Origin of the sequence: Streptomyces thermospinosisporus (assembly GCF_039526425.1) — a bacterium.
In the GTDB taxonomy this organism is placed as follows: Bacteria; Actinomycetota; Actinomycetes; order Streptomycetales; family Streptomycetaceae; genus Streptomyces; species Streptomyces thermocarboxydovorans.
Window position 1 is genome coordinate 1 of the sequence record NZ_BAAAIZ010000014.1, and the last position, 18285, is coordinate 18285.

Here is an 18285-nt window from a genome sequence, read left to right on the forward strand (position 1 = left end):
CCGCTCCCGCTCGCCCGGAGCGAGCATCTCCAGCGCGGACACCGGCCGCGACGGCTCGGCCGCCATTCCGGTGAGCAGGGCCGCCAGGTGCCCGGCCATCCGCTCGACGGTGTCCGCGTCGAACAGCTCGGGGTCGTAGGCCAGGGCACAGGCCACCTCGTCACCCGCGTAGGCGACGAGGTTCAGCGGGAAGTTGGTGACGTCGGCGCCCTCCAGACCGTGCAGCCGCACGCCGTCGCCGGAGTCACCGCTGTCCCCGTCCACCGGGAAGTTCTCGAACGCCACCAGGCTCTCGAAGAGGTTCGTGCCACGCTCGACGCCGCTCCAGCTCTGGATGCGCGGCAGCGGCACATACTCGTACTGGCGTGCCTCGACCTGGGCTTCCTGCACGCGGGCCAGCCACTCGGCGACCGGAGCGTCGCCGTCGACCGTCACCCGCACCGGCAGGGTGTTGATGAGCATGCCCACCATCGAGTCGGACCCCGGCAGGTCCGCCGGGCGGCCCGAGACGGTGGCGCCGAACACGACGTCGTCCTCACCCGCGTACCGGGACAGCAGCAGCGCCCAGGCGCCCTGCACCACCGCGTTGACCGTGAGCCGGTGCTTCCGGGCGAAGGCGTACAGGCGCTGCGAGGCGTCGGCCGGGAGCCGTGTCACCAGCCGCTCGGTGGACTGCGCAAGGTGGCTGGCGGTGGGACGGCGGTCGTACGGCAGCGCGGTCGGCTCGTCGAACCCGTCCAGCAGCGCCCGCCAGTAGGCCTCGGCCTCCGACAGGTCCTGACGCTCCAGCCACTCCACGTACGCACTGAACGGGCGCCGGGCCGGCAGCACCGGTTCCTCGCCCGCAGCCAGCGCCCGGTACGCCGTGACCAGCTCGTCGAGCATCTGGAAGGTGCTCCAGCCGTCCAGCAGCACATGGTGGGAGGTGCGCACCACCCGCACGGACGTGTCCGACGTACGGGCGATCGCGATGCGCGTCATCGGGGCGGCCGACAGGTCGATGCCCCGTTCCCGGTCCTGCGCCAAGTAGCTCTCCAGCGCCCGGGACTGCTCGTCGGTGCTCAGTTCGCGCCAGTCGAGGTGGACGACCGGTGTCTCGACGTGCCGGCGCACCACCAGCAGCGGCCGGTCCACGCCCTCCCACACGACGGCGGCGCGCAGCACCTCCAGATGCCCGGAGACGATCTGCCACGCCCGCTCCAGCAGATCGGGGTCGGCCACACCGTCGAGGACGAAACTCATCTGCTCGAAGTAGGCACCGGAGCCTGGTTCGGCGAGGGTGTGGAAGAGCATCCCGCTCTGCATGGGCGTGAGCGGGAAGATGTCCTCGACATCCCGGCCGTCGCCGGCGAGGCGGTCCACGGCGGCCTGGTCCAGCCCCGCGAGAGGGAAGTCGGACGGAGTCGCGCCGCCGGCCGCGGGGTCCTGGCAGTGGTCCACCAGGGCACGCAGCGCCGCCACATGCTCGCCCGCCACGCGTTCCACCGTCGACCGGTCGAAGACCTCACCGGAGAAGATCCAGGTGAAGCCGAGACGGCCGTCCTCCACCATGCCGACCACGTCGAGCAGGTACGGACGGAGTTCGTCCGGCGCGTGGTCGTGGCCGAGCGAGGGCAGGCGACCGCGGATCAGACCGTCCGGTGCGGTCACCGAGTCGAACTGGCCGAGGTAGTTGAAACTGATCGGCGGGAGCCGGTCCGCGCGCAGCGCGTGGCCGGGCGTGCCCGGCTCGGACAGGAAGCGCAGAGCGTCGTAGCCGAGGCCACGGCCGGGCACGGCACGCAGCTGCTCCTTGACCGACTTCACGGTCTCGCCCCAGCCGCGCGCGGCGGGCAGCGTCAGGGCGACCGGGAAGTGGGTGGTGTACCAGCCGACCGTGCGGGACAGGTCGAGCTCCTCGAACAACTCCTCCCGGCCGTGCCCCTCCATGCCCAGGACCAGCCGGTCGGCGCCGGTCCAGTCGGCCAGGGCACGGCCGAGCGCGGCGACCAGCACATCGTTGATCTGCGTGCGGTACACCGACGGCAGGCGGTGCAGCAGCGCCTCGGTCTCCTCCCGGCCGAGGCGCACCTCGACCGTCTGCTCGGCGGCCGTGACGTTGCGGCCGCCGGGGTGGTCGACGGGCAGCGGGGGAGCCTTGTCGGGGCAGACCGAGCGCCAGTGGTCGATCTCGTGGTCGAGGGCGCCGGAGCGGACGTGTGCGGTGAGGCTCTCCGCCCACTGCTGGTAACTACTGGTCTTGGGGCCCAGGTCCACGGCGCGTCCCTCGGCGAGCTGCGCGTACGCGGTGGCCAGGTCCTCCAGGACCATCCGCCAGGACACCCCGTCCATGACGATGTGGTGGACAGCGAGGAAGAGACGTGGTGCCGCCCCGTCCGCGAAGCGGAACAGGACTCCCTTGACCAGAGTGCCGCCGGCCAGGTCGAGAGAGCGCTGCGCCTGCAGGGCCGCCTCGTTCAGCACGGCGTCGGCGTCCTCGTCGCTCGCGATGTGCCGGACGGCGAGGAGTCCGGACGGCTGGTCGCCGTATTCCTGGGTCCAGGTGTTGTCGGGGTGGTGGGTGTAGCGCATGCGCAGGGCGTCGTGGTGGGTGACGACGGCGTCGAGTGCGCGGTGCAGCAGGGTGGTGTCGGTGTCGGGTGCCAGTTCCAGGTGGGCGGACATGGCGTAGTGGTCGGGGTCGGCGGTGTGTTCGTCGAGGAACCAGCGTTGGATGGGGGTGAGTCGGACTTCTCCGGTGGTGTGTGCGGGTGCGGTGGTGGGGTGGTCGGTGGTGGTGACGGTGGGGGCGAGGGCGGCGATGGTCTGGTGGAGGAAGAGGAGGCGGCTGGTGAGGTGGAGTCCGGCTTGGCGGGCTCGGGAGACGACCTGGATGGAGAGGATGGAGTCGCCGCCGAGGTCGAAGAAGTTGTCGTGGATGCCGATGCGTTCGATGCCGAGGACGTCTTGCCAGATGGTGGTGAGGGTTTCCTCGGTGGTGTTGCGGGGGGCGGTGTAGTCGGGGCCGGTGGGGATGGTGGTGGTGTCGGGGGCGGGCAGGGATCGTCGGTCGACCTTGCCGCTGGGGGTGAGGGGGAGTCGTTCCAGCGGGATGTACAGCGCGGGCACCATGTAGTCCGGCAGCAGGCCCGACAGGTGGGCCCGGAGATCGGACGTCCGCGCCCCCGCGTCCCCGCCCTCGGTCACCACGTACGCCACCAGTCGCCGCCGGCCCGCGTCGTCCTGCCAGGCCAGCACGGCCGCATCCCGCACGTCCGGGTGGGCCACCAGGGCGCTCTCCACCTCGCTCAGCTCGATGCGGAAGCCCCGGATCTTCACCTGGTCGTCGGCGCGGCCGAGGAACTCCAGGTCCCCGGAGGCCAGCCAGCGGGCCCGGTCACCGGTGCGGTACAGGCGGTCCCCCGGCACGAAGGGGCTGTCGGTGAACCGCTCCGCGGTCAGCTCCGGCCGTCCGTGGTAACCGCGGGCCACACCGTCGCCGCCGATCCAGATCTCGCCCGGCACACCCGGCGGCACGAGATTGCCGTGGGGGTCGAGGACGTACACACGCGTGTTGGGCAACGGGCGGCCGATCGGCACGTAGACACGGCCGCGCAGGCTCTCCTCGGTCGGTACGAAGACGGTCGAGTCGACCGTCGCCTCCGTGCCGCCGTAGGCATTGACGACGACACAGTCGTGGCGGATGCGGTGCAGCAGGGCACGGCAGTCCTCGACCCGCCAGCCCTCGGAGCCGACGGAGATCAGCCGGAGCGGCGGGAACGCCTCGTCGCGGCGGTCCACCTCCTGCAGGACGGCGTTGAGCAGTGACGGCACGATCTCCAGGCCCGTGGCCCCCGTGCTCGTGATCAGGTCGAGGAGCGCCGGCGGCTCGGTGGTGACGTCCTTCGACGCGATGATCAGCGCCCCGCCGAAGGGAAGGGAGCGGATCAGGTCCGCGAAGAACAGATCGACGGAGAGGCTGGACACCGACAGGAACCGCAGCTTCAGCTCCCGCAGCCCGTACTGCTCGTCCCAGGCGGCGAGGATGTGCCGGACATTGCGGTGCTCGACGGCGACCCCCTTGGGCTCACCGGTCGACCCGGAGGTGTAGATGACGTACGCCAGGTCCGACGCCGTGACGGCGGTGTCCGGCGGGGTGGCGGGCAGCCACCCGATCGTGTCCCGCTCCTCGTCCAGGTCCACGAATCGCAGCTCGGGCCCGGCGGGCAGACGGTCCCGCACCGCCTGCTGTCCGACGACGATCCGCGCGCCGGAGTCCGCCAGCATGTACGCCAGCCGGTCGGCCGGGAAGCCCGGGTCGAGCGGCACGTAGGCGGCGCCCGCCCGCAGGATGCCGAGCAGGCCGACCGCCATCGCGGAGCCCCGCTCCACGCTCAGCCCCACCAGCGATCCCGGGCCGGCACCCAGCGCGATCAGGTGGTGGGCCAGCCGGTTGGCGCGCTCGTTCAGCTCCCGGTAGGTCAGCGTGGCGTCCTCGGCGATCACGGCGACCGCCTCGGGGGTGCGCGCCGCCTGCGCCGCCAGCCGTTCGTGGATCAGCAGGCCGTCTCCCGCCGGCCGTCGCGTGTCGTTCCACTCGACGGCCACCTGCCGGCGCTCGTCCTCGGTCAGCAGCGGCAGCGCCGCCACGGGCCGGTCCGGGTCGGCCACCGCACCGGCCAGCAGCACACCCAGGTGGCCGGCGAGCCGGGCCACTGTGCGCTCGTCGAAGAGCTCGGTGCTGTACTCGACCAGGCCGTGCAGGCCCCCGTCCCGCTCCTCGAACTCGAAGGTGAGGTCGAACAGCGAGGAGTGCCGTTCCAGCGGGTACGGGGAGACCGACGTGCCCGGCAGGGACAGGGTGCCGGCGGGAGTGTTCTGCAACACGACCATGGCCTGCACCAGCGCGGTCCGGCTCGGGTCGCGCTCCGGCTGCACGGCCTCGACGAGCTTGTCGAACGGCACGTCCTCGTGCGCGAACGCGTCCAGGACGGTGTCCTTCACCCGCTCCAGCAGCTCCGTGAAGGTCAGCTCCGCATCCACCTGGGTGCGCAGCACGACCGTGTTGACCAGGAAGCCGACCAACTGCTCCAGCTCCCGGTGCCCGCGCGCGGCGGCGGACGTGCCGACGGCGATGTCCTCCTGACCGGACCAGCGGGCGAACACCGCCTTCACCGCGGCCGTGAGAGCCATGAACAGCGACGCGCCCCGCTCACGGGCCAGCGCCTTCAGACCCGCGACCGTCTCGGCGGGCAGCTCGAAGCCGTACACCGCACCGGCCGAGGACCGCACGGCCGGACGCGGCCGGTCGGTGGGCAGTTCCAGCGGAGTGATGCCGGCCAGGCGATCGCGCCACCAGTCGAGCTGCTCCTCCAGCAGGCCCCCGTCCTCCAGCCGGGCGCGCTGCCAGGCCGCGAAGTCCGGGTACTGCACGGTGACTTCCGGCAGCCTGGGCTCGCGGCCCTCGACGCCGGCCGCGTACAGCTCACCCAGCTCGCGGGCGATCACGCCCATCGACCAGCCGTCCGTGACGATGTGATGCATGCCCAGGACACAGATGTGCTCCTCGTCGGCGAGGCGCACCAGCAGCACCCGGACGAGGGGGCCGGACTTCAGGTCGTAGGGGCGCGTCATCTCCTTCCGCACGGCCTCGCGGGCGGCGTCCTCGTCGACGGCGTCGGCCGTCACCCACTCGGGGTCGAGCCGGTCGTGAACCACCTGCACGCCCCGCCCGTCGACGGAGTCGAACGTCGTCTGCAGCGCCTCGTGCCGGGACACCACACCGCGGACCGCGGAGCGCAGCGCTTCCGCGTCGAGCGGCCCCCTGATCCGCACGGGCAGAGCCGAGTGGTAGTCGGCCCCGCCGGGTGTGAAGTGCTCCAGGAACCACAGGCGCTGCTGGCCGAAGGACAGGCGCAGTTCACCGTCCCGCGGCACCGCCGGGACCAGCGGCGGGGCCGGCGTGGCGGCCCCGCCCTGGCCGGACAGACGCTGAGCGAGCGCCTCGCGGAGCCGCTCGGGAAGGGCGGCTATCCGGTCCGCGCGGGAAGACGGCGTGTTCATTGGCGGGATCCCCCAGGAAATTGCTGGTCAGCAGGTCGATTTGGCGGCCCGTTCGGCCTCCGTCGGGGTGGTGGCGGGCGTGGCCGGGGTGAGCGGGCGTACCGCGAGGCGATCGGAACCGGGTGGCCGGAACGCGATGGCGGGGCTCAGGAGGCGGACGCGCGCGCACTGCGCGGGCGCATGTCCGTCCAGTTCGCCTCGACATGTGCGAGGCACTCCTCGCGCGGCCGGTCGGCGAGGACGACCTCCCAGCCGGCCGGGACGGCCGTGCCGGCCGGCCACAGCGAGTGCTGGCCCTCCTCGTTGACGAGCACGTGGTACGAACGGTCGGACTTCTCGAAGGGGTTGGACATGGTGGAACCTTTCGCGGGAAGGGAGAGGTGTCGGGGGTTGCGGTGGGGTCAGGACGTTCCGGCAGCCGCCTCCAGCTCCGCCAGGACCAGTTCCTCGACGCAGGCCGCGGTCTCGGCGACCGTCGGCCTCTCGAAGAGGTCGCGCGGCGACAGTTCGGTGCGGAACAGGGAGTTGATCCGGGACACCGTGCGCAGGGCAAGCAGTGAGTCGCCGCCCAGCTCGAAGAAGTTGTCGTGCACGCCGACCCGTTCCGCGCCCAGCAGTTCCTGCCAGACCTCGGCGACGAGTTCCTCGGTGGGCGTCGCCGGCGCCTGGTACGCCGTGCCGGTGCCGAGGCGCTCCCGGGGAGCCGGCAGCGCGGCGCGGTCCACCTTGCCGTTTGCGGTCAGCGGCAGCGCGGACAGCGTCGTGAACACCGACGGGATCATGTGCTCGGGCAGCGACGCGGCCAGATGGGCGCGCAGTCCGGCTGTGCCGGGCACCGGCGCGGCACCTGCCGGAACCACGTGGCCGACCAGGACGGTGCGGCCCGACGCCGGGTCGGTGCAGGGGACCACGGCCGCGTCGCCGACCGCCGGATGCGTCACGAGCGCGGCCTCCACCTCGCCCGTCTCGACCCGGAATCCGCGGATCTTGACCTGGGAGTCGGTGCGGCCGAGGAACTCGAGCGTGCCGTCCGCCCGCCACGCCACCAGGTCGCCGGACCGGTACATCCGGGTGCCGGGCGCGCCGAACGGGTCGGCGACGAAGCGCTCCGCCGACAGGCCCGGCCGCCCCAGGTAGCCGTGGGCCAGACCGTCTCCGGCGATGTACAGCTCACCCGGCACGCCGACCGGCGCGGGTGTGAGCCCCTCGGTCAGCACGTACACCCGCGTGTTCGGCAGCGGGGAACCCAGCGGCACCGGCCCCGCCGCCACCGCATCGCCGCCGGCGTCGCCGCGCACGTCGTGGGTGGTGGTGAACGTGGTGGCCTCGGTGGGGCCGTACCCGTTGGTGAGCCGCAGCGCGGGGTGGGCGTCCAGGACGCGGGCGCAGTGCTCGGGGGAGAGCCGGTCACCGCCCGCGATGAGCTGCCGCAGCCCCGCGAGCACGCCGATGTCGTCGTCGGCGACCTGGTGGAACAGACCCGCGGTGAGCCACAGATGCGTGACGTCGTGCTCCTCGAGGAAGCGGCCCAGCGCCGCCGTCGAGGGCAGCCCCTGCGGGTGCACCGCCAGCCGCGCCCCGCGCAGCAGGGCCGCCCACACCTCGAAGGTGGACGCGTCGAAGGACAGCGAGGCGAACTGCGCGACCGTGTCGCCCGGACCGATGTCCGTGTACGCGGCCTCGTGCACCAGCCGGACGACGGCCCGGTGCGGGGTGAGCACACCCTTCGGGGTGCCGGTCGACCCGGAGGTGTACATCACGTACGCGACGTCGTCCGGGGCGGGGCCCGGCACGGGGGCCGTCGGGGGATGCGTGCCGATGGCCGACGCGTCCCGGTCCAGGTTCACCGACCGCACACCGCAGGACGGCAGCCGGTCGCCGGTCCCCTCCTCGGTGACCAGGACCTCCACCCCGGCGTCGCCGATCATGTACTCGAGGCGGTCGGCCGGGTACGCCGGGTCCAGCGGTACGTACGCCGCGCCGGCCTTCAGAACCGCGAGCAGCGCGACGACCGCGTGCGTGCCACGTTCCAGGAAGAGTCCGACGCGGGTGCCCGGCCGGGCGCCCAGGGACGCGAGGTGGTGCGCGAGCCGGCTGGACCGCTCGTCCAGCTCCCGGTACGTCACCTCCTGGTCCCCGTACACCACGGCGACGGCCGAGGGGTGGGCGACGGCGCGGGCGGCGAACAGCTCCGGGAGGGACGCATCGGGGAGGTCGTGGGCCGTGTCGTTCCAGCCGTGGACGGTCAGTTCGGCCTCCGCGGCCGTGGCCATCGGCACCTCGGCCACCGGCGACGCGGCCTCGCCCGCGGCGGGCAGCGCGGTCAGCAGGGCCTCCAGGTGGCCGCACAACCGGGCCGCGGTCTCCTCGTCGTAGAGCTCGGCGTCGTACGCCAGGGTGTAGGACAGTTCCTCACCGCCGTAGGCGATGAGGTTCAGCGCGTAGTTGGTCGCCTCGGTGCCGGTCAGGCCGCGGACACGCAGCCCGTGAGCGGCCGCCGCCTCGTCGTCCATCGGGTAGTTCTCGAAGACCACCAGCGTGCGGAACAGCTCCTCGCCGCGGTCCACGTCGCTGCACGCCTGGACGCGCGGCAGCGGCACGTACTCGTACTGGCGCGCCTCGACCTGCGACCGCTGCAGCTGCGCCAGCCAGTCGGCGACCGGCGCGGTGCTTTCGACGCGCACCCGGACGGGCAGCGTGTTGATCAGCATGCCGACCATCGACTCCGCCCCCGCCAGCTGGTCGGGGCGGCCCGAGACGGTGGCGCCGAACACCACGTCGTCGACCCCTGCGTGCCGGGCCAGCAGCAGCGCCCAGGCGCCCTGGAGCACGGTGTTCACGGTGAGCCGGTGCCGGCGGGCGAACGCGGACAGCGCTCCGGACGCCTCCGCGGACAGGCGGCGCGCGATCCGGGCGGTGGAGCCGGTGCGGTGGCCGGGCGCACCGAGCCGGACGGCGGGCAGCGGTGTCGGCGACCGGAAGCCGGACAGGGCCCTGCGCCAGTACTCCTCCGCACCCGCGAGGTCCTGCTGCTGCAGCCAATCCACGTAGGCGCTGAACGGCCGGCGCGCGGGCAGCACCGGCTCCCGCCCGGCCGTCAGGTCCGCGTATGCCTGGTAGGTCTGCGTGAGGACGTCGAACGCGGACCAGCCGTCCAGCAGGATGTGGTGGAAGGCGCACACCACGCGCACCGATGTGTCCGACAGCCGGACGAGGGTGAGCCGCATCAGCGGAGCGCTGGTCAGATCGACCGGCCGGGCGTGGTCCTCGGCGAGCAGGCGGCGCACCGCCTCGTCCTGCTCGGCGGCCGGCAGGGTCCGCCAGTCGAGGTGGGTGACGGGCAGCTCCGCCCTGCGGTGAACCACCATCAGCGGACGCTCCACGTCCCGCCACTCCAGGGAGGCCCGCAGGACGCCGATGCGGTCGGCCACGGTCTGCCAGGCACGGGCGAGCAGCACCGGGTCGTCCACGCCGTCGAGTGCGAAGGACATCTGCTCCGCGTACGCGCCCGGATCGGACAGCGTGTGGAAGAGCATGCCGCTCTGCAGCGGGGTGAGCGGATGGATGTCCTCGACGTCCCGGCCGTCGCCGGCGATGCGGTCCACGGCGGCCTGGTCCAGCCCGGCGAGCGGGAAGTCGGACGGCGTGGCGCCGCCGTTGCCCGGCCGCAGGCAGTGCTCGACCACGTCGCGCAGCGCGGTGAGGAACGCCTCCGCGAGCCACCGTACGGTCGTGGTGCGGTGCACGGCGGGAGCGTGGATCCAGTCGATGCGTAGTTCGCCGTCGCCGACGGCCGCCACGATGTCGATGAGATGCGGCCGGGGCTGCCCGGGCGCCTGGTCGGCGCCGAGCGTGTCCAGGCGGGAGCGGACCAGGCCGCTGTCGCCCGTGGCGCCGTCCCACTGGCCGAGGTAGTTGAAGCTGACCTCGGGCTGCGGGGCGGAGGCGAGGGCGTCGTGTGCGGCGCTGCCCGGCTCGGACAGGTGACGCAGTGCCCCGTATCCGATGCCGCGTCCGGGAACGGCGCGCAGCTGCTCCTTCACCGACTTCAGGGCCTGCCCCCAGTCGCCCTCGGGGACGTGCAGGGTCACTGGGTGGATGGTGGTGAACCAGCCGACCGTCCGGGACAGGTCGACGTCGTCGAAGAGCTCCTCGCGGCCGTGGCCTTCGAGAGCGATCGTCACAGGGTGGCCCGCCCAGTCGTCCAGGACGCGGCCGAGCGCGGTCAGCAGGACGTCGTTGATCTGCGTGCGGTACGCGGCGGGCACCCGCTGGAGCAGGGCCTCGGTCTCGGCGCGGCCCAGCTGTACGGACGTCACCTCCGCCGCGCCGAAGGTGCGGGCCTCGTCGTCGCCGTGCCCGTCACGCGGCAGCGGGCGGACGGCGGCAACCGCCTGCTGCCAGTGGCCGAGTTCATGGTCGAGGGCGCCGGAGCGGACGTGTGTGGCGAGGCGCTCGGCCCACTGCTGGTAGCTGCTCGTCCGCGCACCGAGGTCGGGCCGGCGTCCCTCGGCGAGCTGCGTGTACGCGGTGGCCAGGTCCTCCAGGACGATCCGCCAGGACACCCCGTCCATCACCAGGTGATGGACCGCCAGGAACAGACGCGGCAGCCGTGACGGACCGAGGCGGAAGAACACGCCCCTGACCACGGTGCCGCTCGCCAGGTCGAGGGAACGCTGGGCGACGAGGGCCGCCTCGTGCAGTGCCCTCTCCTGCTCGGCGTCGGACAGCGCGGACAGGTCGTGCAGGAGCAGCCGCGGCGCACCGAGGTGAGGATCGCCGTATTCCTGGGTCCAGGTGTTGTCGGGGTGGTGGGTGTAGCGCATGCGCAGGGCGTCGTGGTGGGCGACGACGGCGTCGAGTGCGCGGTGCAGCAGGGTGGTGTCGGTGTCGGGTGCCAGTTCCAGGTGGGCGGACATGGCGTAGTGGTCGGGGTCGACGGTGTGTTCGTCGAGGAACCAGCGTTGGATGGGGGTGAGTCGGACTTCTCCGGTGGTGTGTGCGGGTGCGGTGGTGGGGTGGTCGGTGGTGGTGACGGTGGGGGCGAGGGCGGCGATGGTCTGGTGGAGGAAGAGAAGGCGGCTGGTGAGGTGGAGTCCGGCTTGGCGGGCTCGGGAGACGACCTGGATGGAGAGGATGGAGTCGCCGCCGAGGTCGAAGAAGTTGTCGTGGATGCCGATCCGTTCGATGCCGAGGACGTCTTGCCAGATGGTGGTGAGGGTTTCCTCGGTGGTGTTGCGGGGGGCGGTGTAGTCGGGGCCGGTGGGGATGGTGGTGGTGTCGGGGGCGGGCAGGGATCGTCGGTCGACCTTGCCGCTGGGGGTGAGGGGGAGTCGTTCCAGCGGGATGTACAGCGCGGGCACCATGTAGTCCGGCAGCGAACCGGCCAGATGCGAACGCAGCTCACCGGTGGACAGCTCCCGCCTGGTCACCAGATAGGCGACCAGGCGCCCCCGGCCGGCCTCGTCGTGGTGCACGACGACCACCGCGTCCTGTACTTCGGGGTGGCGTCCCAGGGCCGTCTCGATCTCGCCCAGCTCGATGCGGAAACCGCGCAGCTTGACCTGGTCGTCGGCGCGGCCCAGGTACTCCAGGCTGCCGTCCGCCCGCCACCGGGCCACGTCGCCCGAGCGGTACATCCGGTCGCCCGGCGCGCCGTACGGGTCCGCCGTGAACCGCTCCGCGGTCACGCCCGGACGTCCGTGATAGCCGAGGGCAAGATGTGGTCCGGCGATGTACAGCTCGCCGGGTACGCCGACGGGGACCGGCTGGAGAGCCGCGTCGAGCAGCCGCACCCGGGTGTTGGGCAGCGGCGTGCCGATCGGCGGCACGGTTCCGCCGCTGAGCGGCGCGCTCATGGTCGCCACGACGGTCGTCTCCGTCGGGCCGTACGCGTTGATCATGCGGCGTCCGGCGGACCAGCGGGCCACCAGGTCTCCCGTGCTGGCCTCGCCGCCGACGATGAGGGTGCGCAGGCCGTCGAGCCCGTCCGGCGTCAGAGTGGCGACGGCCGAGGGCGCCAGCAGGGCGTGGGTGATGCGGCGCTCCCGCAGGAACGCCTGCAGCGGCTCGCCGGCCAGAGGACCGTGCGGCGGCATCACCAGCGTGGCGCCCGCGGGGAGCGCCATCAGCATCTCCATCACCGCACCGTCGAACGACGACGAGGCGAACTGCAGGACCCGGCTCTCCTCGTCCACCTCGAGCCGCTCGATCTGGGCGGCGGCGAGATTGCCGATGCCGCGGTGGGAGACGAGCACGCCCTTGGGGGTGCCGGTGGAGCCGGAGGTGTAGATCACATACGCCAGGTCGTCGGCACGCGGGCCCGGTTCGGGCGCGTCGGCGGGCTGCGCGGCGAGCGCGTCGCCGTCCTGCGCCAGGTCCACGATCCGGGCGCCCGTGTCGGGCAGCCGCGGCAGCAGCTCGGTGCGGGTCACCACCAGGCCGGCTCCCGAGTCGCGGAGCATGAACTCGAGGCGGTCGGCCGGATAGCCGGGGTCGAGCGGCAGGTATGCGGCGCCCGCCTTCATGATGCCGAGCAGGCCCACGACCAGCTCCGCGCCCCGCTCGAGACACAGGCCGACGAACGTGCCGGGTCCGGCGCCCAGGGAGACCAGACGGTGGGCGAGCCGGTTGGCCCGCTCGTCCAGCTCCCGGTAGCTGAGAACGGTGTGCGTGTCCTCGACGGCCGGCGCGTCCGGACGCCGTCGCGCGCTCTCGGCCACCAGCTCGGGGAACGTGCGGGCGGCAACCGGGCGCACAGGACCGTTCCAGGCGCTGACCGCCTGGTCGAACTCCTCGCGGGTCAGCATGGGCAGCGTGGCGAGCGGCCGGTCGGGTTCGGCCGTGGCGGCGGACAGCACGGTCGTCAGGTGGCCGGCGAACCGGGCGATGGTCGCCTCGTCGAACAGGGCGGTGCTGTAACCGATGCGGGCGGTGAGGCCGTCGTCGGTCTCGTGGAACTCGACGGTGAGGTCGAACGGTGCGGCCTCCCGGGGCACCGGGTGCTCGGTGGCGCGCACGCCGGGCAGCCGCGGGGGCTCGGCCGGCGCGTTCTGCAGGACGACCATGGCCTGCACGAGAGGTGTACGGCTGGTGTCACGGGCGGCGCCGACCGCGTCGACCAGCCGCTCGAAGGGCACGTCCTGGTGGGCGAAGGCCTCGAGAACGGTTTCCTTGAGCTGCGTCAGCAGCTGCGCGTACGACAGGTCGGGGTCGACGTGGGAGCGCAGCACGACGGTGTTGACCAGGAAGCCGACGAGGTTCTCCAAGTCGCGGTGGTCCCGGCCGGAGGAAGCGGTGCCGACGGCGATGTCCTGCTGGCCGGACCAGCGTGCGAGGACCGTCTTCACCGCGGCGGTCAGCGCCATGAACAGGGTCGCACCGTGCCGCTGCGCGAGGTCCCTGAGGGCGGTCGCGGTGCCGGCGGGCACGGAGAAGTCGTATGCGGCGCCCGCAGAGGAGCGCACGGCGGGCCGGGGCCGGTCGGTGGGCAGCTCCAGCGGAGTGACGCCGTCGAGGCGCTCACGCCACCAGTCGAGCTGCCGGTCGAGCAGCCCGCCCTCCTCGAGCCGGCCGCGCTGCCAGGCCGCGAAGTCCGGGTACTGGATGCCCGCTTCCGGCAGGTCGGGCTCGCGGCCCTCGACGCGGGCGGTGTACAGCTCGCCCAGCTCGCGCAGGACGATGCCCATGGACCAGCCGTCGGTGACGATGTGGTGCATGCCGAGGACGCATACGTGCTCGTCGTCGGCGAGGCGCACCATCAGCACACGGACCAGCGGCCCGGCCGCCAGGTCGTAGGGGCGCATCGTCTCGGCGCGGACGAGTTCCCGCAGCCGTTCCTCGCGCGGGCCCGGTGCCAGGCCGCTCAGATCATCGGCGTGCCACTCGGGGGCGAGCCGCTCGTGGACCACCTGGACGCCGCGTCCGCCGACCACACCGAACGTCGTGCGCAGCGCCTCGTGGCGTGCCGTCAGATCCTCGACGGCGGCGCGCAGGGCATCGGTGTCGAGGGCGCCGCTGAGGCGCAGCCCGGTGGCGGTGTGGTACTCGGCGCTGCCGGGGTCGAAGTCCTCGAGGAACCAAAGGCGCTGCTGGCCGTACGACATGGGCAGCGCGCCGTCGCGCGGAACGACCGGGATCGCGGGGTCCTCGGCCGTGTCGTCCGGTGCGAGGGAGGCGGCCAGGCCGGCGATCGTGGGCCGGTCGAAGAGGATGCGCGGCGGCAGGGTCATGCCGAGTGCCGCGCGCATCCGTGAGACCGCGCGCACGGACAGGATCGAGTTGCCGCCCAGCTCGAAGAAGTCGTCATGGATGCCGATGTCCTCGATGCCCAGGACCTCGGACCAGACACCGGCGAGGGTCTCCTCGACGGCGTTGCGCGGGGCGGCACGGTCGGCCCGCTCCCGCTCCCGCACGGTGGCCGGGTCGGGCAGAGCCCTGCGGTCGACCTTGCCGTTCGGGGTGAGCGGCAGCGTCTCGAGCACCACGATCGCGGACGGGATCATGTGGTCGGGCAGACGCTCTGCGAGATGGGCCCGCAACTCCTCCGCGGACGGGTGGTGTCCTGCGGCCCGCGACACGTAGGCCAGCAGGTTGGAGCGGTGGGTGACGACCACGGACTGGGCCACACCGGGGTGGAGCGCGAGGGCGCTCTCGATCTCGCCCAGCTCGATGCGGAAGCCGCGCACCTTCACCTGGTCGTCGGCGCGACCCAGGTACTCCAGGGTTCCGTCGGTGTTCCAGCGCGCCATGTCGCCCGAGCGGTACATGCGTTCCCCGGGCGTGCCGAACGGGTCGGCGACGAAGCGCTCCGCGGTCAGGCCGGGACGCCGGTGGTAGCCGCGGGCCAGACCGACGCCGGCGATGTACAGCTCGCCGCGCACCCCGGCGGGGACCGGGCGCAGCGCGTCGTCGAGCACATACACACGGAAGTTGGTGATGGGCGTGCCGATCGGCGGGACGGTGGCGCCGTGCAGAGGGGCGCTCATCGTGGCGCAGACGGTCGTCTCGGTCGGACCGTAGGCGTTGATCATGCGCCGGCCGCGGGACCACCGGGCGACCAGGTCGGCGGTGCTGGCCTCGCCGGCGACGACGAGCGTGGCGCCGTCGGGCAGGCCGTTCTGCTCGGGGAGGACGGCGACGGTGGCGGGGGTGAGAGTGGCGTGGGTGACGCCGTGCCGGGCCGCGTAGGAGGCGAGCGGTTCCCCGGGGGCGAGGGTCTCCTTGGAACCCATGACCAGCGTGGCGCCGGTCAGCAGGCCCATGCAGACCTCCCAGAAGGCCGCGTCGAAGCTTGCGGAGGCGAACTGCAGCACCTGGCTGCCGGGAGTGACGTCGAATGCCTGCGTCTGGACGGCGGCCAGGTTGCCGATGCCGCGGTGGGAGACGAGGACGCCCTTGGGGCGGCCGGTGGAGCCGGAGGTGTAGATGGCGTAGGCCAGGTCGTCCGGCACGGGCGTCACGTCGGGCGCGGTGACCGGACGGGCGTCGAGGGCCGCCCGGTCCTCCGTGAGGTCGACCACGGCGGCGCCGGTGTCCGGGAGCCGGTCGCGCAGCTCCCGCTGGGTGACGACGAGACGGGCACCGGAGTCCCGGAGCATGTAGGCGAGCCGGTCGGCCGGATAGGCCGGGTCGAGGGGCAGATAGGCGGCGCCCGCCTTCATGATGCCCAGCAGGCCGGCGGCCATGTCGCGGCTGCGCTCGGTGCAGAGCCCGATCAGATGGTCGCGTCCGGCGCCGAGTTCGATCAGGTGGTGGGCGATCCGGTTGGCCTGTTCGTCCAGTTCGCGGTAGGTGACGCTGCCGTCCTCGTCGATGACGGCGACGGCGTCCGGGCGGGCGGCCACCTGGGCGGCGTACAGCTCGGGGAAGGTGGCGACGGGCACCTCGCGCGCGGTGTCGTTCCAGCCGTGCACGACCTGCTCGAACTCGCCGTCGGTGAGCAGCGGCAGGGCGGTGATGGCGGAACCGGGACTCTCGGCCGCGCCGGCCAGCAGAACCGTCAGGCGGTCCGCGAGACGGGCGGCCGTGGTCTCGTCGAACAGGGCGCTGCTGTACCGGACGCGCACCTGCCCGTCGGCGGGGGACACCTCGAAGGACAAATCCAGCGGGTCGAAGTCCCGCTGCGGCGCGTCGAGTTCGTCGAGGTCGGCGACCATGGCCTGGATGTAGGGCGTGATGCTGGTGTCCGGCGCGGGAGCCAGAGCCCGGACGAGATCCGCGAAGGGGATGCCGTCGTGCGCGAGAGCCTCCTCCCAGGCGCGGGCCGTGCCGCGCAGCAGATCCGTGAACGCGGCCGCGGCGTCCACAGCGGTGCGCAGAACGATCGTGTGCCCGGTGCGGGGGGAGACGGCGCCGAGGGCCATGTCCTCCTGCCCCGAGTAGCGGGTGAGCACGGCGGTGGCGGCGGCCGCGAGCACGGCGGTGCGGCTGGTGGCGTGCTGCCGGCCCAGCTCCGTCAACGCACGGGCGGCGGGCGCCGGCAGCTCGCGGGTGTGGACGGCGGTGCCGGTGGCACGGACCACGGGACGCGGGCGGTCGGCCGGAAGCTCCAGGGGCGGGACGCCGTCCAGTCGCTCCCGCCAGAAGTCGATCGGGTCGGGCACCGCCCGGTTGAGCGGTGCGTCGGCGCGGGCCACGTGGATACCTCCAGAGACGGACGGCTTCCGGGCAGGGTCAGCCGGTGCGGGGTGCGGAAGCCGGGAAGGGGTGGAAAGTCGGGGCGGAGCGGAGACCGTGGAACCGGTCCGGGCGCGCGGGCGCGGGCCGGTGCGCCGGTCGCCGCGGCGGACGGGGCGGCTAGGCGGCCGGCGTCCTCCGGGCGGAGCGTCCGCCGAGTTGCATGAGGACCACCTCGTCGGTGGCGGGTCCGACGACGAACCGGCCCGTGATGGGGGCGGTCTCGGAGTCGGTGCGCCGGGCGGTGAAGCTCAGGTCGGTGCGGAGCGACAGATCGGCGGTGAGGCCGGTCGGGTCCGTCAGGCGCAGGGCGCCATCGCCGGGGGCGGTGCGGACGGTGAAGCGGATCTCGCCGTTGCGGTAGTGACCGGCGAAGCGGTCGAGATCCGTCGTCAGGGCGGGCGCGGTGTGCGGTGCGGGACGGTGGTCGCCCACCGGGATGCCGTGGTCCCGCAGCGTGTCGACCAGGTCGGCCCACAGCAGGGTTCCGGTGGTCGCGTTCGTGGTCAGCGCGACGACGGTGCCGGTGCGCGGATGGAACCGGAGGTGAGCGGTGCCGCCGTCGGCGGTGCCGTCGTGCCCGAGCCAGGTTCCGTCGGGTGAGGAGTAGTGGGCGAGGCCGAGGCCCCAGCCGTCGGCCATGCCGAAGGCGTCCGCGCGGGGGTCTGGTGCCGCCATCTCGGCGCGGGCCTCGCGGCTGAGCAGGGTGCCGGCACCGGGGAGGTCGCCGAGATGCAGGGCCGCGAGGGCCGCGAGATCCTCGGCGCCGGCGGCCAGGCCGCTCGCGGGAGCCCAGCCATGGGGCACGTACAGCCCGACGGGCTGCGGCAGCCGCTCGCGGCCGGGCCGGACGATGTGTGCGCCGGCGACGGTGCGGACACCTTCGGTCGAGCCGCCGCCGAGGAACACCGGGTCGATGCCGAGCGGCCGTAAGAGGGAGTTCTCGACGACGGCCTGCCACTTCATGTCACCGGCCGCCTCGATGACGCGTCCGGCGACGTTGTAGCCGGTGTTCGAGTAGGAGAAGCAGTGTCCGGGGTCGTGCAGGGGAGTGGTGACCGCGACGCTCGCCGCATAGCGCGCCAGTGACGAGTCCCCGGGGTCGTCGAGTTCGTGGTCGGCGACCAGCCCGGCGGTGTGGCTGAGCAGGTGCCTCAGGGTGATGGCGGACATCCTGTCGTCCACCGCGGCGTCGAACTCGGCCAGGTAGTCGGCGACCGGTTCGTCCCACTCCAGATCGCCCTGCGCGACGAGCTGGGCGACCACCGTGGCCGTGAACACCTTGGTCACCGAACCCAGTGCGAAGGCGGTGTCCTCGGTCACCGGCCGGGACGTGCCCGCATGTGTCACGCCCGTGGCCACCGACACCTGCTGCCCGGCCTGCCGGATGGTCAGCTGCGCACCGGGAACGGAGTGGTCGCGGGCCAGCGCGCCCAGCCGGTCCGCCGCGAAAGGCGCTTTCACATCTCCCCCTTGATGAACGTCATGGGTACGGCTACCCGTACTTCGTGGGTGCGGGTAGCCGTACCCCCACATCTTCGATCACACGTTCAAAGGGCGGCAAGG

At 72.9% G+C, this 18285-nt stretch carries 4 protein-coding genes; all 4 read right to left on the bottom strand.

Features of this window, described 5'->3' with window-relative positions:
• On the bottom strand, positions 1-6042 hold a 6042-nt coding region (locus tag ABD207_RS06685), incomplete at its 3' end, for an amino acid adenylation domain-containing protein (protein WP_344010807.1).
• Positions 6043-6188: 146 nt separating this feature from the next.
• Complete coding sequence (locus tag ABD207_RS06690) at positions 6189-6395, bottom strand: MbtH family protein (RefSeq protein ID WP_344010808.1); 207 nt, start codon at positions 6393-6395, stop codon at positions 6189-6191.
• Positions 6396-6443: 48 nt separating this feature from the next.
• Entirely contained in the window at positions 6444-16679 is a 10236-nt protein-coding gene (locus ABD207_RS06695; RefSeq protein ID WP_344010809.1) for an amino acid adenylation domain-containing protein, read from the bottom strand.
• A 160-nt stretch (positions 16680-16839) separates the two neighbouring features.
• Entirely contained in the window at positions 16840-18183 is a 1344-nt protein-coding gene (locus tag ABD207_RS06700) for a serine hydrolase domain-containing protein (protein WP_344010810.1), read from the bottom strand.
• Between the last annotated feature and the right edge of the window lie 102 nt (positions 18184-18285).